Raw genomic sequence first — 18,417 nt, forward strand, 5'->3', positions numbered from 1 at the left:
CGCTTCGTTAGAAAGCAACTGCTCCTGCAATCCGGATCTGCTTGCTGTCCGGAACCTCGTCGTAGGCCAGCACGTGCAGTCCCGGAATCGTTTGCCGCGTGAACCTCGCCAGCAGCGGCCGCAGTCCCGGAGGTACCAGCAGTACCGCCGGCTGACCGCTCGCTTCCTGCTTCCGGGCGCTGTCCGCAATGGAGCGGTGCATGCGTTCGGCCAGGCCGGGCTCGATCACCGCTCCGCCGTTGCGCAGGGAGTCCTGCAACACCTGTTCCAGTGGCGGGGCCAGCGTGAGCACCGGCAGCTCGGCGTCCATGCCATTGATTTCCTGAACGATCTGCCGGCCGAGTGCGACGCGCACGGCGGACGCCAGCGCGACGGGTTCCTGACTGCGCGGCGCGGCCTCGGCCAGCGCCTCGGCGATCACGCGCAGGTTGCGCACCGGCACCCTCTCGCCCAGCAGCTGCTGCAGCACCTTGGCGAAGACGCCGAGCGGGATCAGCTTGGGCACCAGGTCCTCGGCCAGCTTCGGCGCGCTGCGCGCGAGCTGCGTCAGCAGCTGCTGTGCCTCGTCGTGGCCGAGCAGTTCGGCCGCGTGGTTCTTGATCAGCGTCGACAGGTGGGTGGCGACGACGGTGGAGGCATCCACCACCGTGTAGCCCAGGGTCTGGGCATGGTCGCGCGCGCCGCGCTCGATCCACAGCGCCTCCATGCCGAAGGCGGGGTCCTTGCCGGGAATGCCCTCGATGCTGCCGAACACGCGGCCCGGATTCAGCGCCATGTCCTTTTCCGGGTAGACCTGGCCGGTGGCCAGCGGCACGCCGTGCAGGGTGATGCGGTAGCCCCCGGGGGGCAGCTCCAGGTTGTCGCGGATGTGCACCGGCGGCACCAGGAAGCCCAGTTCCTGAGTCAGCTTCTTGCGCACGCCCTTGAGCCGCGCCATCAGTTCGCCGCCCTGGCGTGCGTCGACCATCGGGATCAGGCGGAAACCCACCTCCAGGCCCAGCACGTCCTCCGGCGCCACGTCCTCCCAGGACAGCTCGGCCGGCTTGGATGGCGCGGCCTCGGCCGGCGGCGGGGCCTCCTGCGCCTTCTGCCGGCGCTTGGACAGCAGCCAGGCCATGCCGCCGCAGGCGCTGGCCAGGGTCAGGAACACCAGGTTGGGCATGCCGGGGATGATGCCGATCAGGCCCAGCATGGCCGCCGCCAGCCCCAGCACCCTGGGCTCGCCGAAGACCTGCTTGGTGACCATCTGCGTCATGTCGGTGGCGCGCGACATGCGCGTCACCAGCACCGCCACCGCCACCGACAGCAGCAGCGCCGGGATCTGCGCCACCAGGCCGTCGCCGATGGTCAGCAGGGTGTAGGTCTTCAGCGCCTCGCCCACCGGCAGGCCATGCTCGATGGTGCCGATCAGGATGCCGCCGATGATGTTGATGAACAGGATCAGGATGCCGGCGATGGCGTCGCCGCGGACGAACTTGCTGGCGCCGTCCATGGAACCGTAGAAGTCGGCCTCCTCGCGCACCTCGTTGCGGCGCTCCTTGGCCTCCTCGCGGGTCAGCACGCCGGCGTTGAGGTCGGCGTCGATCGCCATCTGCTTGCCCGGCAGGGCGTCCAGCACGAAGCGGGCGGAGACCTCGGAAACGCGCTCGGCGCCCTTGGTGACGACCATGAAATTGATGATGGTCAGGATGGCGAAGACGATGAAGCCGACCATGTAGTGGCCGCCGATCACGAATTCGCCGAAGGCCTCGATCACCTTGCCCGCCGCATGCGGGCCCTCGTGGCCGTGCATCAGCACCACGCGGGTGGAGGCCACGTTCAGCGCCAGGCGCATCAGGGTGACGAACAGCAGCACGGTCGGGAAGGAGCTGAACTCCATCGGCCGCATGACGTAGATCACCGCCAGCAGGATCACGATGGACAGGGTGATGTTGAGCGAGAACATCAGGTCCAGCACCAGCGGCGCCAGCGGCACCACCATCATCCCCAGGATCACCAGCAGCAGGACCGGCGCGGCGATGCCGTTGCGTTCGATGCCGCGCAGGCGGGCGAGGAGGCTCTTCAGGTCCAGGTTCATGACCCCCTGGGTGCAAGAACCGGGCTAGGCGGGATCGACGGGGTTTTGACACCTGCCCTGCAAATCCCCGCGCTGGTTTTGCGGCGGATGAACGGCAGCGCGAAGGCAGACCTACGGTACGGGATCGGGCTCCCCGCCCGGCACGTCCACGATGGCCGGCAGGGCCGGCGCCGGGCCGCTGCGCCACTGGCGCAGGCGGTAGATGTAGGTCAGTACCTGGGCCACCGCCTCGTAGAGCGGCGCCGGGATCTCCTGGTCCAGCTTGGTACTGCGGTACAGCGCACGCGCCAGCGGCGGCGCCGAGACCACCGGGATGCGGTGCTCGGCGGCCAGCTGGCGGATAGTGGCGGCGATCTCGTCGGCGCCCTTGGCGATGACCTTGGGGGCGCGCATCTCGCCGGCGCTGTACTTCAGGGCCACGGCGTAGTGGGTCGGGTTGGTGACGATGACGTCGGCGGTCGGCACCTGCTCCATCATCCGGCGCGAGGCCATCTGGTGCTGCATCTGGCGGATCTTGGCCTTGACCTCGGGCCGGCCCTCGCTTTCCTTCATTTCCTCGCGCACTTCCTGGCGGGTCATGCGCAGCTTCTTCTGGTAGGCCAGCCACTGGTAGGGCGCGTCGATGAAGGCCAGCAGCAGCAGGCCGCCCAGCAGCCAGAAGGCGCAGTGCAGCAGCAGCTTCAGGCCATGGCCGATGGCGGCCCGCGGGTCTTCCAGGCTCAGGCCGCGGAATTCGTCGTGGCTGAGCCACAGGAACATCGACGCCAGCCCGCCCAGCAGGGCGAACTTGAGCAGGGCCTTCACCAGCTCCATCAGGCTGTTCTTGGAGAAGATGCGGCCGAAGCCCGCCACCGGGTTCAGGCGGCCGAAATCCGGCTTCAGCGCCTCCACCGAGAAATTGAGGCCGCCGAGCAGCAGGGGCGCGGCGAACACCGCCCCCATCACCGCCACCATCAGCGGCAGCAGCACCCACAGCGAGGACACCAGGGCCTCGCCGAACAGGGCCGGCAGGCGCTGCGGGCTTTCCAGCACGGCCGGATCGATCTTCAGGCCCTCGCTCATCAGGCTGGCGCAGCGGCGGGCAATGGCGCCGCCGAAGGCCCAGAGGGCCCCCACGCCCACCGCCAGGACCATCGCCGTGCCCAACTCGCGCGAGCGCGGGATGTCGCCGCGCTTGCGGGCGTCGCGCTGGCGTTTGGGTGTGGCGCGTTCCGTGCGCTCCTGGCCGCCTGATTCAGCCATGGTCCGGTCCCGTCAGGGCGCCCATGAAACTCCAGGCATTCTCCAGCAGGCCCTGCAGCACCGGGCCCAGGCCCTCCAGGCTGAAGTGCACCAGCAGCAGGCCGGCGATCAGTGCTGCCGGGAAGCCGACGGACATCAGGTTCAGGGAAGGGGCGGCGCGCGACATGATGCCGAAGGCCAGGTTCACGGTGAGCAGGGCCACCATCACCGGCAGGGCCAGGCGCAGCCCGCCGGAGAAGATCTGCCCGCCCAGCAGCGCCAGTGCGCGGAAGCGCTCGGCGTCCAGGCCCTGCGGACCGGGCGGCATCGTGTGGAAGGAATCGGCCAGCAGCTGCAGCGCGATCAGGTGGCCGTTCAGGGCCAGGAACATCAGCATGGCCAGGGTCAGCAGGAACTGGCCCACCACCGGCGAGGAACTGCCGCGGATCGGGTCGGCCATCTGGGCGAAGGACAGGCCCATGCTGAACGAGATCAGCTCGCCGCCCATCATGATGGTCTCGAACACCAGCTGCAGCACGAAGCCCATGACGATGCCCAGGCCGACCTGCTGCATCACCGCCAGCCACCAGGCGGCGCCGAAGGCCTTCAGCGGCGCCGGCGCCGGCAGCTGCGGCGCGATCAGCAGGCAGATCAGCAGGGCCAGCAGCAGGCGCGTCATCGCCGGCACGCCGCGCGTGCCGAACACCGGCGCCACCATCAGCAGGCCGGCGATGCGCGCGAAGGGCAGGAAGAACTGCAGCAGCCAGGAATCGAGCTGGGCCTGGGTGATTTCCATGACCGGTTTCAGGTCACCAGTCCGGGGATGCCTTCGATCAGGCGCCGGGTGTACTCCACCAGCAGGCGCAGCATCCAGGGGCCGGTGATGACCAGCACCGCGGCCATGGCCAGCACCTTGGGGATGAAGCTCAGCGTCATCTCGTTGATCTGCGTGGCGGCCTGGAACAGGCCGACGATCACGCCCACCGCCAGCGCGGTCAGCAGCAGCGGCGCGGAGATCAGCAGCGCCAGCGTCAGGGCCTCGCGGCCGTAGCTCATCACGTCCTCGGGAGTCATGGCGACGCGACCAGCGTGGAGGGGCCCTGCGCGCAGCGCGGGGATCCTGGCGTCGGGAGCCGGCGCCGACATGAGGCGGCAAACCGCATCTGGGGGATTGGAACCACGCTCTTGAGCCTCATGTCGTGTCCCCCGCTACATCGAGAAGCTGGCAGCCAGAGAACCCATCACCAGCGACCAGCCGTCCACCAGGACGAACAGCATCAGCTTGAAGGGCAGCGAGATCAGCATCGGCGACAGCATCATCATGCCCATGCTCATCAGCACGCTGGACACGATCAGGTCGATGATGACGAAGGGGATGAACAGCAGGAACCCGATCTGGAAGGCGGTGGTCAGCTCGCTGGTGACGAAGGACGCCGCCAGCACGGTGAAGGGAATCTCGTCGGCGCTGGCGAAGGGGCCCTTGCCGGCGATCCTGGCGAAGGTCATCAGGTCGGCCTCGCGGGTCTGCGCCAGCATGAACTGGCGCACCGGCACGGCGGCCTTCTGCAGCGCCGGCTGGAATTCCATCTGGCCATCCAGGTAGGGCTGCGCGGCCTCGTCATAGACGCGCTCGTAGACCGGCGACATCACGAACAGCGTCAGGAACAGCGACAGGCCGATCAGGATCTGGTTGGATGGCGTCTGGCCGGTGCCCAGCGCCTGGCGCAGCAGGCCCAGCACGATGATGATGCGGGTGAACGACGTGGTCATCAGCAGCGCGGCCGGCAGCAGCGTCAGCGCCGTCATCAGGAACAGCACCTGGATGCTCAGCGAATACTGCTGGCCGCCGCCCGGGGCCGGCGCCACGGTCACGGCCGGCAGGCCGGCGGCCTGCGACAGGCCGGGGACCATCAGCAGGCCCGCCAGCAGCAGCACGGTGCCCGGGTTCAGGAATTTCTTCATCACTTGCGCCCCAGCAGCTTGTGGAGCTGCTCGCCGAAGGCCTGCTGGAAGGACGGCAGCGCGGCCGTGTCCGCTTCCGGAGCCTGCGGCTCCGCGGCTGCATCACCCAGGCGGTGCAGCAGGGAAATGCCGCCGGCGGTCACGCCCAGCAGCAGGCGGGCCTCGCCGGCCTGCACGATCACCAGGCGCTCCTTGGCCCCCAGCTGCAGGCCGCCCTCGATGCGCAGCGCATCGCCGCGGGCGGGACGCAGGCCCTGCACGCGGCGCATCAGCCAGGCGAAGGCGAAGATCAGCGCCAGCACCACCACCAGGCTGCCGGCCATCGAGGCCAGGCTTCCGCCGGTGCTGGAGTACGAGGGTGCGGCATGGACCATGGGCTTGCCCGTCAGCGGCGCGGCCGGCGCGGGGACGCCTTCCACGGTGACGGCAGTCTGGGCGGGCGCGGCGGCTTCGGACATGCGGCCTTACTTCAGCTTGCGGATGCGCTCGGCCGGGCTGACCACGTCGGTCAGGCGGATGCCGAACTTCTCGTTGACCACCACCACTTCGCCATGGGCGATCAGGGTGCCGTTGGCGTAGACGTCCAGCGGCTCGCCGGCGGCGCGCTCCAGTTCCACCACCGAGCCCTGGTTGAGCTGCAGCAGGTTGCGGATCGGCACGCGGGCACGGCCGACTTCCATCGACAGCGTCACCGACACGTCGAGGATCACGTCGAGGTTGAATTCCGCCGGGCTGGCCGGATGGGTATCGCCGGCGTCGAGGGTCTTGCCGGCAGCCGTGTTCTGGGAGGTGGTCGTGTTCATGGCGGGATCAGTGGAAGCTGGGGCGGCGGATGGTTTCGGTGATCTGCAGCGCGTGGTGGCCGTTGGCGACGCCGAGGGTGCCGCGGAACAGCGGCAGCTTCTCGACGCAGAGCTCGAGCACCTTGGGCATGTTGATGGGGATGACGTCGCCGGCCTTGAGGCCCATCAGCTGGCGCAGGCTGATCTGGGTGCGCACCAGTTCGGTCTCGCATTCCAGCTCGGCGTCCTTGATCTGCTCGCGCAGCGAGGCGGACCAGCGCTCGTCCTTCTCGACGCGGTCCGACTGCATGCCGGCGTCGAGCTGCTCGCGGATCGGCTCGAGCATGGAGTAAGGGAAGGTGACGTGCAGGTGGCCGCCGCCGCCCTCCAGCTCGATCTTGAACTTGCAGACCACCACGATCTCGCTGGGCGAGACGATGTTGGCGAAATGCGGATTGACCTCGGAATTCATGTACTCGAAGTCCAGGTTCATCACCGGCAACCAGGCTTCCTGCAGGTCGGTGAAGGCCTGGCGCAGCAGCAGCTGGATCACGCGCATCTCGGTGGGCGTGAACTCGCGGCCCTCGATCTTGGTGGCGAGCTTGCCGTCGCCGCCGAAGAAGTTGTCGACCACGGTGAACACCAGGCGCGGCTCGAAGATGAACAGCGCCGTGCCGCGCAGCGGCTTGACGCGGATCAGGTTGAGGCTGGTGGGCACGAACAGCGAGTGGGTGTACTCGCTGAACTTGACCATCTCGATGCCGGCCACCGACAGCTCGGGCGTGCGGCGCAGCATGTTGAACAGGGAAATGCGGAACAGGCGAGCGAAGCGCTCGTTGATCATCTCCAGCGTCGGCATGCGGCCGCGGACGATGCGGTCCTGGGCGGCGAAGTTGAAGGCGCGGGCCTCGCCGGGCGCGGGCGGCGGCGGCTGGGTGTCCACCGCGCCGCTGTCGACGCCATGCAGCAGCGCATCGATTTCGTCTTGGGACAGAAGGTCTCTGGACATGGCCGGCTTACTGCGTCACGAAGCTGGTGAAGTAGACGGCCTCGACGCCGGGCTTGCCGGTTTCGTCCTTGAGGATCTTCTGGATCTCCGCCAGCACGGCGGCCTGCAGCTTCTCCTTGCCGGCGCGGTCGGCGATCTGCGCGGTGCGCTGCTGGCCCAGCAGCAGCAGCAGGGCATTGCGGATGCGCGGCTGGTGCAGCTTGACGGCTTCCAGCACGGCGGCATCGCGCGCCATGACCTGGATTTCCAGCTGCAGGAAGCGGGAGGCGTCCGGGTCCTCGAGATTGACGACGAAGGCCGGATCCAGGGCCAGGTACTGCGCGGGGGCCTTGGGGGGAGCTTCCTTCTTGGCTTCCTCGCCGTGGCCCGCCGCGGGGGCGGCCCCATGGCTGGAGAACCAGAAGGCCGCGCCGCCGCTGGCCGCCGCCGACACCATCACCGCGACGATCATCGCCAGCACCGGGGCCTTGGCCTTGGGGACCGCTGCCGGGGGGATATCGCCTTCGTCTGCTGTCTTGGCTGCTGCCGACATGCCTGCTGCTCCTGTGGACGCAGGCATGGATACAAGCCATGTGCCATGGCCCATGGCAGGGTCAAAAATGTTTAATAACAATTACTTGAGATGTTGCAGACGGCTTTCCGCCACCGCCCTGCGGAAAGCCCCGACGGAAAGCCGGCGGGTGTTTCTGCAGGCTCGCGCGACGGTTCTCCGTCACCCCGCAGGAACGCCCCTGGCCGCGAGAGGACGGTCAGCGCGAACACCGGCATGCCGCGGCCGGGGGGCCCCTCCTACGGGCTTGGTTTCAGCCCGAATTGCAGGCCGAAGCCGCTGCGGCGCCAGGCCAGGCCGGTGAGCGGATAGGCGGCCACCATCAGCAGCGCGTACTGCCATTCCAGGGCATTCATGCGCGCGTCGCGCGCCGGGCCGTCGAACAGGAACTGCAGCGGCAGGCTGGCCAGGCCCAGGCCCAGCAGCAGGGCCAGCAGGACCAGGAAGCCGCGCCGCAGCCGCGGCCCCAGCGCCTCGGCCCGGCCGGCGATGGCGATCAGGAACATCTGCGCCAGCACGGTCAGCGAGAAGTAGAGATTGATGCCGTAGCGCCGCAGCCAGCGGTAGAAGTCGCCGTCCACGCCCAGCGTGGTGGCGTAGAGCGCCAGGAACACCGCACCCACCAGGCCGCAGGACAGCATGGCGCGGCGCGCCTTCATCCGGGCCGGCGCCAGCAGCGCGCACCAGCGCGCGTTGAGCAGCCAGAACAGCGCCAGCAGGGCGACGTAGGGCAGCATCATGGCGCGGAACAGCAGGATGGCATCACCCTGTCGCGCGGCGCGGCTGATCGAGGTGCAGCCCTCGACATAGGGCACGCAGGCCGGCACCAGCCCCGCATGCAGCGAGAGGGCGTAGGCGCCGTGCACGGCCAGCAGCGGCCACAGGCCGGTGGCCCAGGCCCAGGGCTCCAGCCTGCTCCACCGCCCTGCCTCGTCCGGCATGCCGTCCTCCATCCTGCGCTGGACGGAGTATGCCGTCCCCCGCCCTACAGGGGTGGCCGGCGCATGTCCAGCGTCCAGGGGAATTCAGGGTTCGGGACCTCGGCCGGCGGCACGTACCAGCCCGGCAGGTGCCCCTGCGGCTCGAAGCGCGCCAGGCGCCGGGCCTCGGCCTCGTAGCTGTTGACCGGGAAGGTGTCGTAGTTGCGGCCCGCCGGGTGCGCCACGTGATAGGTGCAGCCCGACACCGAGCGCTTGTTCCAGGCGTCGTACAGGTCGAGGATCAGCGGCGTGTGCACGCCGATGGTCGGGTGCAGGCAGGAGGCCGGCTGCCAGGCGCGGTAGCGCAGGCCGGCCACGAACTCGCCCTGTACGCCGGTGGGCTGCAGCGGCAGCTTGCGGCCGTTGCAGGTGACGTAGTGGCGCTCGCCGGTCATGCCGCTGACGCGCACCTGCAGGCGCTCGATGGAGGAGTCGACGTAGCGCGTGGTACCGCCGCCGCCCGGTTCCTCGCCCAGCACCGGCCAGGCTTCCAGCGCCTGGCGCAGCTCCACGGTGATGCCCTCGTGCGTGACCGTGCCGTGGATCGGGAAACGGAACTCGAAGTGCGGCAGGAACCATTCGCGGCGGAAGGGGTAGCCGGCGCGGCGCAGGTCATCCACCACGTCGCAGAGGTCGGCCCAGTTGTGATGCGGCAGCATCCAGCGGTCCTGCAGCTGCGTGCCCCAGCGCACCAGCGGCTGGGTGTAGGGCTCGTCCCAGAAGCGCGCGATCAGCGCCCGCACCAGCAGCTGCTGCACCAGGCTCATGCGTGCATGCGGCGGCATCTCGAAGCCGCGCAGTTCCACCAGGCCGAGGCGGCCGGTGCTCGAATCCGGCGAGTAGAGCTTGTCGATGCAGAACTCGGCGCGGTGGGTGTTGCCGGTGAGGTCCACCAGCAGGTTGCGCAGCACGCGGTCCACCAGCCAGGGCGGCACCTGCGCCGCCTTGGGCGGCAGCTGGGCCAGGGCGATCTCCAGCTCGTAGAGCTGGCCGTCGCGGGCCTCGTCCACGCGCGGATGCTGCGAGGTGGGGCCGATGAACAGGCCCGAGAACATGTAGGACAGCGAGGGATGGTTCTGCCAGTAGCGCAGCAGGCTGGCCAGCACGTCCGGCCGGCGCAGGAAGGGCGAATCGCCCGGCGTGGCGCCGCCCACCACGACATGGTTGCCGCCGCCGGTGCCCACGGCACGGCCATCGATCAGGAACTTCTCCGTGGTCAGGCGCGACAGCCGCGCCTCCTCGTAGATCGCCAGGGTGTTGTCGCGCAGCTGCTGCCAGCTGTGCGAGGGATGGATGTTGACCTCGATCACACCCGGGTCCGGGGTGATCTTGATGATCTCCAGTCGCGGGTCCGGCGGCGGGCCGTAGCCTTCCACGCGCACCGGCAGGCCGGTCTCGGCAGCCACGTCCTCGATCGCGGCGATCAGGTCCAGGAAGTCCTCGCTGCGGCCCACCGGCGGCAGGAACAGGTTGATGTAGCCGTCGCGCGACTCCGCCGACATCGCGGTGCGCACGTTGCCGCCCTGCACGTAGTTGCCGTGGCGGCGCGGCGGCGGCTGGCGCGATTCGGGAGTCAGCTTCTGGCCGCGGCGGCGCGGCTCTTCCGGCACGCCATGGCGCTGCAGGAAGGGCTGGCGGCGCGGGTCGGTGCCGGCCAGCGCCGGCAGCGAGAACGGATCGGCCGGGATGACCTGCGGATAGGCGCCGGCCGGCAGCCAGGGCAGCGACTCCAGCGGCAGGCGCAGGCCCACCGGCGAATCGCCGGGGATCAGCATCAGCCGGCCGGTGCGCACCTGCCAGCGCTCCGACATCCAGCGCCCTTCCGCCTGCCAGCGCTGCACCGGCAGCACGAAGCCGCGCGGGGTGCCCAGGCCGCGGTCGAACACCTGCAGGATGCGCGCGCGCTCCTCGGGGTCCTTCAGCTTCGGGTCGGTCGGGTCGACGTTGACCGGCAGCTTGCGCTCGCGCAGCAGGTAGTGGAGCGTGTCCTCGTAGGCGTCGAGCACGTTGCGCGGGTCCACCTCCAGGCGCTCGGCCAGCAGGCCCAGGAACTGGCGGGTCTCCTCGCCGCTGGGAGGGTTGACCTTGTCGGCCCGCGCCGGCGGCAGGCGCCAGATCGGCTGGCCGTCGCGGCGCCAGTACAGGGTGTAGACCCAGCGCGGCAGCGACTCGCCCGGATACCACTTGCCCTGGCCGTAGGTCAGCAGGCCCTGCGGCGCGAAATGGTTGCGCATGCGCAGCGCCAGCTCGTAGGCCCGGGCCTCCTTGGCCGGGCCGACCGCGGCGGTGTTCCATTCGGCGCCCTGCATGTCGTCGATGGAGACGAAGGTCGGCTCGCCGCCCATGGTCAGGCGCACGTCGCCGGCCTTGAGCCTGGCGTCCACCGCCTCGCCCAGGGCATCCACCTCCTGCCACTGCTCCTCGCTGTAGGGCTTGGTGACGCGCGCCGATTCGAAGAGGCGCGTCACCTTCATCTCGTGGCCGAACTCGACCTCGCATTCGTCGACGGCACCGCTGATCGGCGCCGCGGTCTGCGGCTCGGGCGTGGCGCAGAGCGGGATGTGGCCCTCGCCGGCCAGCAGGCCGGAGGTGGGGTCCAGGCCGATCCAGCCGGCGCCGGGCACGTAGACCTCGCACCAGGCATGCAGGTCGGTGAAGTCATGGTCCGTGCCGCTGGGGCCGTCCAGCGACTTCACGTCCGGCGTCAGCTGGATCAGGTAGCCCGACACGAAGCGGGCGGCCAGGCCCAGGTGGCGCAGCATCTGCACCAGCAGCCAGCTCGAATCGCGGCAGGAGCCGGAGGCCTTCTGCAGGGTTTCCTCCGGCGTCTGCACGCCGGGCTCCATGCGGATCAGGTAGCCGATGCGCTGCTGCAGTTCGCGGTTGAGGTCGACGATGAAGTTGACGGTATTCGGCGCCTCCTTCGGTATCCGGTCCAGCAGGTCCTGCAGCAGGGGCCCGGCCGGCAGCGGCCGCAGGAAGGGCTTGAGGTCTTCCTTCAGCCCTTCGTCGTAGGCGAAGGGAAACTTCTCCGCGGAGGGCTCCACGAAGAAGTCGAAGGGGTTGTAGACGGCCATGTCGGCGACCAGATCCACGGTGACCTTGAACTCGGTCACCTGGTCCGGGAACACCACGCGCGCCTGCCAGTTGCTGAAAGGGTCCTGCTGCCAGTTGATGAAGTTCGGCTGCGGTTCCACCTTCAGGGAATAGCTCAGCACCCGGGTGCGCGAATGCGGCGCCGGGCGCAGGCGGATGATCTGCGGCGACATCCCCACCCGCCGGTCGTACCGGTAGGCCGTGACGTGGTGCAGGGCGGCGTGGATGGTCATTGGTATCGTTATTCCCGGGTCGGCGGCTTTTCGCTGGCAAAAGCGGTGCCAATATAGACTGTCGGCATGACGAACCCGGCACCGCCCTCCCGCTCCGAATTCATCCGCGCCCGCGGCCTGCGCTTCCACATCCGCCGCTGGGGCGCCCCCGGCCTGCCCCTGCTGTTCCTGGGCCATGGCTGGCTGGACGTGTCCGCCACCTTCGACCCGGTGGCCCGCATCCTGGCCCGGCGCTTCCAGGTGCTGGCCCCGGACTGGCGCGGCTTCGGCCACAGCCAGTGGCCGCAGGACGGCTACTGGTTCCCGGACTACGTCGCCGACTTCGAGGCCATCGCGGATCACTATTCACCGGACGAGCCGCTGACCCTGGTCGGCCACAGCATGGGTGCCCAGATCCTGAGCCTGTACGCCGGGCTGCGGCCGGAGCGGGTGAAGCAGCTGGTCTGCCTGGACGGCCTGTTCCTGCCGGACATGGCCGCCGACACCGCTCCCCGGCGCCTGGCGCGCTGGCTGGGCCAGGTCCGCGGGCCGGGGCGGGAGAAGACCTACGAGTCCTTCGAGTTCCTGGCGTCCCGGGTCCAGGCGCAGCACCCCCAGCTTTCTCCCGAACGGGCCCTGTTCATCGCCCGCTGCTGGGGCCAGGAGGACGGCCGTGGCCGCATCCGGCTGCTGGCCGACCCCAAGCACCGCCTGGACAGCCCCCAGAACTACCGCGCGGCCGAGTCCATGGCGGTCTGGAGGCAAATCACCGCCCCCACCCTGTTCCTGGACGCCGGGCGCTCCTACTTCGCCAAGTGGATCGGAACCCCCGAGCGCGCCGAGCGCCTCGCCTGCTTCCGGAACCGGCGGGAGGAGATGCTGGAGGAGGCCGGGCACATGCTGCATTTCGACGCGCCGGAGGAGACGGCCCGCCGGATTGGCGATTTTTTGACCTGATTCAAGGTCATCGATCGCACGGAACCTATTACGATCCGGAAAGTCGGCCGGTATACTAGTAGGGATAGGCAGAGTGCGGCCCCGTGCCGGTTCGACCCAGTCGCTCATGCCTTTTGACATCAGAAATTCATCCTCTCAAGGGGCACTGTTCAATGAGTAATCAAGGCGTGGATCCGGATCGCCGCCGGTTCCTGACGCTCTCCACGACGGTCGTGGGCGGCGTGGGTGTCGCGGCTGCAGCCTGGCCCTTTCTGGCATCGCTCAAGCCCAGCGAGCGCGCCAAGGCCCTTGGCGCCCCGGTCAGCGTGGACATCACCCACCTCGAAGCCGGCCAGAAGCTGACGGTGGCCTGGCGCGGCAAGCCGGTGTGGGTCGTCAAGCGCACCCCGGAAATGATCGCCAGCCTCGACAAGGTGTCCGGCGACCTCCGCGACCCGGGCTCCGACCAGAAGCAGCAGCCGGACTACGCCAAGAACGAGAGCCGCGCGATCAAGCCGGAAATCCTCGTCATGGTCGGCTCCTGCACCCACCTGGGCTGCTCGCCGACCTTCCGCCCGGACCACCCGGCGCCTGAAGTCGACGCCAACTGGCAGGGCGGCTTCTACTGCCCCTGCCACGGTTCCAAGTTCGACCTCGCCGGCCGCGTCTACAAGGGCGTGCCCGCGCCGCTGAACCTGGTCGTTCCGCCGCACCGCTACGTTGACAACAACACCATCCTCGTCGGCGAAGACCAGGGAGCTGCGTAATGGCGATCGTCCCCAATCCGTACAAGACGACCGGCTTCCTCGGCTGGATCGATGACCGCTTCCCGCTGACCAAGCTGTGGAAGGATCACCTGTCCGAGTACTACGCGCCGAAGAACTTCAACTTCTGGTACTACTTCGGCTCGCTGGCCCTGCTGGTGCTGGTCAACCAGCTGCTCACCGGCATCTGGCTGGTGATGCACTACAAGCCCGACGCCGCCGTGGCCTGGGACTCCGTCGAGTACATCATGCGCGACGTGCCTTATGGCAACATCCTGCGCTACCTGCACTCCACCGGCGCCTCGGCGTTCTTCGTGGTGGTGTTCCTGCACATGTACCGCGGCCTGCTCTACGGCTCCTACCGCAAGCCCCGCGAGCTGGTCTGGCTGTTCGGCGCGCTGATCTTCCTGGTGCTGATGGCGGAAGCCTTCTGCGGCTACGTGCTCCCCTGGGGCAACATGTCGTACTGGGGCGCCAACGTGATCATCAACCTGTTCGGCACGATCCCGGTGATCGGTCCGGACCTGGTGGTGTGGATCCAGGGCGACTACTTCCCGTCGGACGCCACGCTGGGCCGCCTGTTCTCGCTGCACGTCATCTTCCTGCCCTTCGTGCTGGTCGCCCTGGTGGTTGCCCACCTGATCGCCCTGCACGAGGTCGGCTCGAACAACCCGGACGGCGTCGAGATCAAGAAGCACAAGGATCCCAAGACCGGCATCCCGCTCGACGGCATCGCCTTCCACCCGTACTACACGGTGAAGGACGTGGTCGGCGTGGGCGTGTTCCTGATCATCTTCCTGGGCATCGTGTTCTTCGCCCCGGATGGCGGCGGCTGGCTGCTGGAGAAGCCGAACTTCACCCCGGCGAACCCGCTGGCCACGCCGGAGCACATCACCCCGGCCTGGTACTTCGGCTCCTTCTACGCGATGCTGCGTGCGACCCCGTCGATCGCCGGCTCCGCCCTGCCGGGCGTGATCGTCATGTTCGGCGGCGTGGCCGTGCTCTTCCTGGTGCCCTGGCTGGATCGTTCGCCGGTCAAGTCGATCCGCTACAAGGGCAAGCTCTCGAAGATCGCGCTGGCCCTGTTCACGATCGCCTTCGTCCTGCTGAGCTACTACGGCATGCAGCCGCCGAGCCCGGCGGGCACGCTGATCTCGCAGATCGGCACGATCGTGTACTTCGCCTTCTTCTTCCTGATGCCGTTCTACACCAAGCTCGAAAAGACCAAGCCCGAACCGGAGCGCGTGACCCATGCAGCGCATTAAGACCTTCCTGATCGCGGTCGCGCTGACGGCGGCCGCTGCCCCGGCCTACGCGGCGGGCGGCCATGCGCTGACCTACAAGTTCGAGCCGGACAGCAACAACATCCAGTCGGCCCAGCGCGGCGCGCGCAACTTCATGAATTACTGCTCCGGCTGTCATTCCATGAAGCACCTGCGCTACGGCCGCCTCGGCCAGGACCTCGGCATTCCCGAGGACCTGCTGAAGGCCAACCTGATGTTCACCAGCGACAAGCCGGGCGACCACATCGTCTCGTCGATGCCCAAGGAAGAGGCGGCCAAGTGGTTCGGCCAGACCCCGCCGGACCTGACGGTGGAAACCCGCATGCGCGGTGCCGACTGGGTCTACAACTTCCTGATGACGTTCTACGTCGACAGCGCCAAGCACTCGGGCGTCAACAACCTGACCCTGCCGGGCGCCTCGATGCCGCACGTGCTGATGGATCTGCAGGGCGTGCAGGTGAAGGTGGAAGAGAAGGCCGAAGGCCATGGCGAGGAAGGCCACGGCGGCGGTCACCATGCCGGCCCGAAGTTCGAGCTGGTGCAGCCCGGCAAGCTCTCGCCGGAGGAGTACAAGAAGTTCGTGACCGATACGGTCAACTTCATGCACTACGCCGCCGAGCCGGGCCGCAACGCCCGCATCGCGCTGGGCTACAAGGTGATCCTGTTCCTGCTGCTCTTCACCATCCTGGCCTACCTGATGAAGAAGGAGTGGTGGAAGGACGTCCACTGACGCCCTGACCCACAGAGTGTTGTCTTTCAGCGCCGGTCATGTTCCGATACATGACCGGCGCTTTTGTTTCCGGCGCTGTCCGGTGACTCCATGACCCTCCGTGCCCGCAGCAAGTACGTGATGGATGCCAAGCCCGCGCCCCGCGCCGGGCTGACGCTGTTCTGCAGCCGCGACAGCCTCGCCTGCCTGTGGACGCGCATCGTGCTGGCGGAGAAGGACGTGGACGGTGCCCGCATCGAGTGGGTCAACCCGGGGAAGCCCAACCACGACCTGCTGGTGCTGAACCCGACGCTGGACCTGCCGACCCTGGCCGACCGCGAGACGGTGATCCATCCGGCGGGGATCATCAATGAATACCTCGACGAGCGCTTCCCTCACCCCAAGCTGAGCCCCCCCGACCCGGCGGCCCGGGCCAAGCTGCGCATGGCCCTGCTGCGCCTGGAACGCGACCTGCTGCCCCTGGCGCAGCGCGCCCTGTCCGAGAAGGGGGCCGAGGGCAAGGCGGCGAAGCAGGCCCTGGGCGAGGCGCTGCTGGCCAGCCAGCGCATGTTCCCCGCCCGCGGCTGGTTCCTGGGGCTGGACTACAACCTGGCGGACTGCGCCTGGGCGGCGCTGTTCTCGCAGCTGCCGCAGCTGGGGCTGAAGATCTCCGGCGACGTGCAGCCGCTGCTGCGCTACGCCGAGCGCCTGCTGCACCGCCCGGCGGTGCGCAAGGCGATCGGGTGAGGCGGATCAGGCGAATGTCCCGTGGACATTCGCCCCGCCGAGCGCCCGGCCATGGATGGCCGGGCGGGGGGCGATCGTACAATCACGGCCTCGCCATGGATGGCGCCACCGTCGTCTCCCCTGGCTGCTACCATAGGCGCCATGAGCACTTCGCGTTCCCGCCGCCCCTACCTGATCCGCGCCATCTACCAGTGGGCCGTGGACAACGGCCATACGCCGCACCTGCTGGTGCAGGCCGACTACCCGGGCGTGGTGGTGCCGCGCGAGCACGTGCAGGACGGCCGCATCACGCTCAACATCAGCCCGATGGCGATCCAGAACCTGGGCCTGGAGCAGGAGCCGATCTGGTTCTCCGCCCGCTTCTCCGGCCGCGCCTTCGACGTGCAGGTCCCCAGCGGCGCGGTGCTGGCGATCTTCGCCCGCGAGAACGGCGAGGGCGTGGTGTTCGGCGAGGTGGAAGCGGCCCCGGCCACGGAAGACGGCGGCACGCCGCCGACGCCGCCCGAGCCGACGCGCCCCAAGCCGGGCCGGCCGCAGCTGCGCGTGGTCAAGTAGGCGGCGCTTCCCCGAGCCCGCAGTTCCCGCGCCAGCCGCTGCAGGTCCTGTTCGGGCATCGCGACCCATCCTCCGCCGGGACAGGCTCCGCTCTACCGCCCCGCGGAGGCGTCCGGCAAGCACTTGCCGGGATTGAGCAGGCCCAGAGGGTCCAGCGTGCGCTTGAGCGCACGCATGGTCTCCAGCGTGTCGGCCGCGATCTCCCAACCGACGTAGTCGCGCTTCTCGATGCCCACGCCATGCTCGCCGGACAGGGTGCCCTCCAGCGACAGCACCAGGCGGAACACGTCGTGCAGGCAGGCGGTGATGGCGCGCATCTGCGCCGGGTCCTCGGGGTCGGCCAGCAGGTTGACGTGGATGTTGCCGTTGCCGGCATGGCCGAAGTTGACGATGCGGATGGCGTGGCGGCGCGACAGTTCCCGCAGGCCGCCGATCAGCTCGGGGATGCGCGTCACCGGCACCGCCACGTCCTCGTTGACCTTCTTCGGCGCGATCTTGCGCAGCGAGGGCGACAGCACCTTGCGGCAGGCCCACAGCGCCTCGGCCTCGGCCGCCGTGGCGGCTGCCTTCAGCTCCACCAGGCCCGGGCCCGCCGCGGCGGCGCTGACCGCCGCCACCGCGGCCTCCAGCGACTCGGGGCTGCCGTCGACCTCGACCAGCAGCAGCGCGCCGGTGCCGGCGGGTACGCCGGTGCGCTGGTATTCCTCGGCCAGGCGCACGGCCTCGCCGTCCATCAGCTCCAGGGCGCAAGGGGTCTCGGGCTGGCCCATGATGCGCGACACCGCGCTGGCGGCGGCGGAAACGTCGGCATAGCAGGCGCGGAGCATGCGCCGCGCCTGCGGCTGCGGCAGGAGCTTGAGCGTGGCCTCGGTGATCACCGCCAGGGTGCCCTCGCTGCCGACCAGCAGGCGCGTCAGGTCATAGCCCACCACGCCCTTGGTGGTGGTGCAGCCGGTCTTCAGCGACACGCCGGCGCCGGTCACCGCGCGCAGGCCCAGCACGTTGTCGCGCGCGGTGCCGTACTTCACCGCGCGCGGGCCGCCCGCACAGCAGGCCAGGTTGCCGCCCACCGTGGAATAGCCGGCGCTGGTGGGGTCCGGCGCCCAGAACAGGCCGTGCTTGGCCGCCTCGGCCTGCACGTCGCCATTGAGCGCGCCGGCCTCGCATTCGATCAGGCGGTCTCCAGGAGAGAGGCGCAGGATGCGGTTCATGCGCTCCAGCGACAGCACGATGCCACCATGGATCGGCACGGTGGCGCCGGTGGTATTGGTGCCGCGGCCGCGCGTGACCAGCACGCTGCGGAACTCGTTGCAGGCCGCGACCAGGGCCTGCACTTCCTCATGGGTCTGCGCGAACACCACCGCCTGGGGCAGGGCCACGCGCTTGGAGTTGTCGTAGCCGTAGGGCAGGCAGTCGGCCGGATCGGTCAGCAGGCGCTCGCCGCCGAAGACCTCGCCCAGTCGGCGCAGCAGGCCCGGCGCCAGGGCGGTCATGCGCAGTTCCCCGGTCTGTGATTATTTATTACAAAATACAT

The 18,417-nt window shown here is 68.9% G+C and carries 18 protein-coding genes; 6 read left to right on the forward strand and 12 right to left on the reverse strand.

Going from position 1 to position 18,417, the window contains the following annotated elements; all coding sequences use genetic code 11:
• Positions 1-7: 7 nt before the first annotated feature.
• From flhA to C3942_RS08600, 11 genes are all read right to left on the reverse strand, one after another.
• On the reverse strand, positions 8-2,077 hold the full coding sequence (flhA, locus tag C3942_RS08550; protein ID WP_104229970.1) for a flagellar biosynthesis protein FlhA: 2,070 nt from the start codon (positions 2,075-2,077) through the stop codon (positions 8-10).
• Between the two features lie 111 nt (positions 2,078-2,188).
• Positions 2,189-3,319 (reverse strand): flagellar biosynthesis protein FlhB, encoded by a 1,131-nt coding sequence (gene flhB / locus C3942_RS08555; protein WP_104229971.1) that lies wholly within the window; start codon positions 3,317-3,319, stop codon positions 2,189-2,191.
• Positions 3,312-4,094: a flagellar biosynthetic protein FliR gene (gene fliR, locus C3942_RS08560; protein ID WP_104229972.1), complete on the reverse strand. Its 783-nt coding sequence runs from the start codon at positions 4,092-4,094 to the stop codon at positions 3,312-3,314. Before fliR ends, flhB begins: the two co-directional genes overlap by 8 nt.
• Positions 4,095-4,102: 8 nt before the next feature.
• Positions 4,103-4,372 carry a flagellar biosynthesis protein FliQ gene (gene fliQ / locus C3942_RS08565; RefSeq protein ID WP_104229973.1) on the reverse strand — a complete coding sequence of 90 codons (270 nt, stop codon included), beginning with the start codon at positions 4,370-4,372 and terminating at the stop codon, positions 4,103-4,105.
• A gap of 135 nt (positions 4,373-4,507) precedes the next feature.
• A complete protein-coding gene (gene fliP, locus C3942_RS08570) occupies positions 4,508-5,260 on the reverse strand; it encodes a flagellar type III secretion system pore protein FliP (RefSeq protein WP_104229974.1) in 753 nt (250 codons plus the stop codon).
• Positions 5,260-5,718 (reverse strand): flagellar biosynthetic protein FliO, encoded by a 459-nt coding sequence (fliO, locus tag C3942_RS08575; RefSeq protein WP_104229975.1) that lies wholly within the window; start codon positions 5,716-5,718, stop codon positions 5,260-5,262. Before fliO ends, fliP begins: the two co-directional genes overlap by 1 nt.
• A gap of 6 nt (positions 5,719-5,724) precedes the next feature.
• Positions 5,725-6,063, reverse strand: a complete 339-nt coding sequence (gene fliN / locus C3942_RS08580; RefSeq protein WP_243393553.1) for a flagellar motor switch protein FliN — start codon at positions 6,061-6,063, stop codon at positions 5,725-5,727.
• Between the two features lie 7 nt (positions 6,064-6,070).
• Complete coding sequence (fliM, locus tag C3942_RS08585) at positions 6,071-7,051, reverse strand: flagellar motor switch protein FliM (protein ID WP_104229976.1); 981 nt, start codon at positions 7,049-7,051, stop codon at positions 6,071-6,073.
• A gap of 7 nt (positions 7,052-7,058) precedes the next feature.
• Complete coding sequence (locus C3942_RS08590) at positions 7,059-7,583, reverse strand: flagellar basal body-associated FliL family protein (RefSeq protein ID WP_104229977.1); 525 nt, start codon at positions 7,581-7,583, stop codon at positions 7,059-7,061.
• 257 nt (positions 7,584-7,840) lie between these two features.
• Positions 7,841-8,542, reverse strand: a complete 702-nt coding sequence (locus C3942_RS08595; protein WP_133164274.1) for a hypothetical protein — start codon at positions 8,540-8,542, stop codon at positions 7,841-7,843.
• 44 nt (positions 8,543-8,586) lie between these two features.
• The gene (locus C3942_RS08600; protein WP_104229979.1) at positions 8,587-11,910 is read right to left on the reverse strand and encodes a transglutaminase family protein; all 3,324 of its coding nucleotides are present in this window, start codon (positions 11,908-11,910) and stop codon (positions 8,587-8,589) included.
• Positions 11,911-11,976: 66 nt separating this feature from the next.
• On the opposite strand from C3942_RS08600, the gene C3942_RS08605 reads away from it, so the two are divergent.
• The 6 genes from C3942_RS08605 (at position 11,977) to C3942_RS08630 (ending at position 16,883) form a co-directional block, all read left to right on the forward strand.
• On the forward strand, positions 11,977-12,846 hold the full coding sequence (locus C3942_RS08605) for an alpha/beta fold hydrolase (protein ID WP_104229980.1): 870 nt from the start codon (positions 11,977-11,979) through the stop codon (positions 12,844-12,846).
• Between the two features lie 152 nt (positions 12,847-12,998).
• Positions 12,999-13,592, forward strand: coding sequence for a ubiquinol-cytochrome c reductase iron-sulfur subunit (gene petA / locus C3942_RS08610; protein ID WP_104229981.1), 594 nt, complete (start codon positions 12,999-13,001; stop codon positions 13,590-13,592).
• Positions 13,592-14,854, forward strand: a complete 1,263-nt coding sequence (locus tag C3942_RS08615; protein WP_104229982.1) for a cytochrome b — start codon at positions 13,592-13,594, stop codon at positions 14,852-14,854. The genes petA and C3942_RS08615 overlap by 1 nt, the downstream gene beginning before the upstream one ends.
• Positions 14,841-15,602: a cytochrome c1 gene (locus C3942_RS08620; RefSeq protein WP_104229983.1), complete on the forward strand. Its 762-nt coding sequence runs from the start codon at positions 14,841-14,843 to the stop codon at positions 15,600-15,602. Before C3942_RS08615 ends, C3942_RS08620 begins: the two co-directional genes overlap by 14 nt.
• A 90-nt stretch (positions 15,603-15,692) precedes the next feature.
• Entirely contained in the window at positions 15,693-16,328 is a 636-nt protein-coding gene (locus C3942_RS08625) for a glutathione S-transferase N-terminal domain-containing protein (RefSeq protein ID WP_133164275.1), read from the forward strand.
• Between the two features lie 141 nt (positions 16,329-16,469).
• Positions 16,470-16,883, forward strand: coding sequence for a ClpXP protease specificity-enhancing factor (locus C3942_RS08630; RefSeq protein ID WP_104229985.1), 414 nt, complete (start codon positions 16,470-16,472; stop codon positions 16,881-16,883).
• A gap of 92 nt (positions 16,884-16,975) precedes the next feature.
• Here the strand turns inward: C3942_RS08630 and C3942_RS08635 are convergent, their stop codons facing one another.
• Complete coding sequence (locus tag C3942_RS08635) at positions 16,976-18,376, reverse strand: FAD-binding oxidoreductase (RefSeq protein WP_104229986.1); 1,401 nt, start codon at positions 18,374-18,376, stop codon at positions 16,976-16,978.
• Positions 18,377-18,417: the final 41 nt, after the last annotated feature.

Origin of the sequence: Solimonas fluminis (assembly GCF_002930645.1) — a bacterium.
GTDB classification, from domain to species: Bacteria; Pseudomonadota; Gammaproteobacteria; order Nevskiales; family Nevskiaceae; genus Solimonas_A; species Solimonas_A fluminis.

Bases quoted from the DNA above. Each gene is read 5' to 3' on its own strand.
- C3942_RS08620 (WP_104229983.1), top strand. From the start codon at position 14,841: ATGCAGCGCATTAAGACCTTCCTGATCGCGGTCGCGCTGACGGCGGCC.
- fliR (WP_104229972.1), bottom strand. From the start codon at position 4,094: ATGGAAATCACCCAGGCCCAGCTCGATTCCTGGCTGCTGCAGTTCTTC.
- C3942_RS08605 (WP_104229980.1), top strand. From the start codon at position 11,977: ATGACGAACCCGGCACCGCCCTCCCGCTCCGAATTCATCCGCGCCCGC.
- petA (WP_104229981.1), top strand. From the start codon at position 12,999: ATGAGTAATCAAGGCGTGGATCCGGATCGCCGCCGGTTCCTGACGCTC.
- fliO (WP_104229975.1), bottom strand. From the start codon at position 5,718: ATGTCCGAAGCCGCCGCGCCCGCCCAGACTGCCGTCACCGTGGAAGGC.
- C3942_RS08630 (WP_104229985.1), top strand. From the start codon at position 16,470: ATGAGCACTTCGCGTTCCCGCCGCCCCTACCTGATCCGCGCCATCTAC.
- C3942_RS08600 (WP_104229979.1), bottom strand. From the start codon at position 11,910: ATGACCATCCACGCCGCCCTGCACCACGTCACGGCCTACCGGTACGAC.
- fliN (WP_243393553.1), bottom strand. From the start codon at position 6,063: ATGAACACGACCACCTCCCAGAACACGGCTGCCGGCAAGACCCTCGAC.
- flhA (WP_104229970.1), bottom strand. From the start codon at position 2,077: ATGAACCTGGACCTGAAGAGCCTCCTCGCCCGCCTGCGCGGCATCGAA.
- C3942_RS08595 (WP_133164274.1), bottom strand. From the start codon at position 8,542: ATGCCGGACGAGGCAGGGCGGTGGAGCAGGCTGGAGCCCTGGGCCTGG.
- C3942_RS08615 (WP_104229982.1), top strand. From the start codon at position 13,592: ATGGCGATCGTCCCCAATCCGTACAAGACGACCGGCTTCCTCGGCTGG.
- flhB (WP_104229971.1), bottom strand. From the start codon at position 3,319: ATGGCTGAATCAGGCGGCCAGGAGCGCACGGAACGCGCCACACCCAAA.
- C3942_RS08635 (WP_104229986.1), bottom strand. From the start codon at position 18,376: ATGACCGCCCTGGCGCCGGGCCTGCTGCGCCGACTGGGCGAGGTCTTC.
- C3942_RS08590 (WP_104229977.1), bottom strand. From the start codon at position 7,583: ATGTCGGCAGCAGCCAAGACAGCAGACGAAGGCGATATCCCCCCGGCA.
- fliM (WP_104229976.1), bottom strand. From the start codon at position 7,051: ATGTCCAGAGACCTTCTGTCCCAAGACGAAATCGATGCGCTGCTGCAT.
- fliQ (WP_104229973.1), bottom strand. From the start codon at position 4,372: ATGACTCCCGAGGACGTGATGAGCTACGGCCGCGAGGCCCTGACGCTG.
- C3942_RS08625 (WP_133164275.1), top strand. From the start codon at position 15,693: ATGACCCTCCGTGCCCGCAGCAAGTACGTGATGGATGCCAAGCCCGCG.
- fliP (WP_104229974.1), bottom strand. From the start codon at position 5,260: ATGAAGAAATTCCTGAACCCGGGCACCGTGCTGCTGCTGGCGGGCCTG.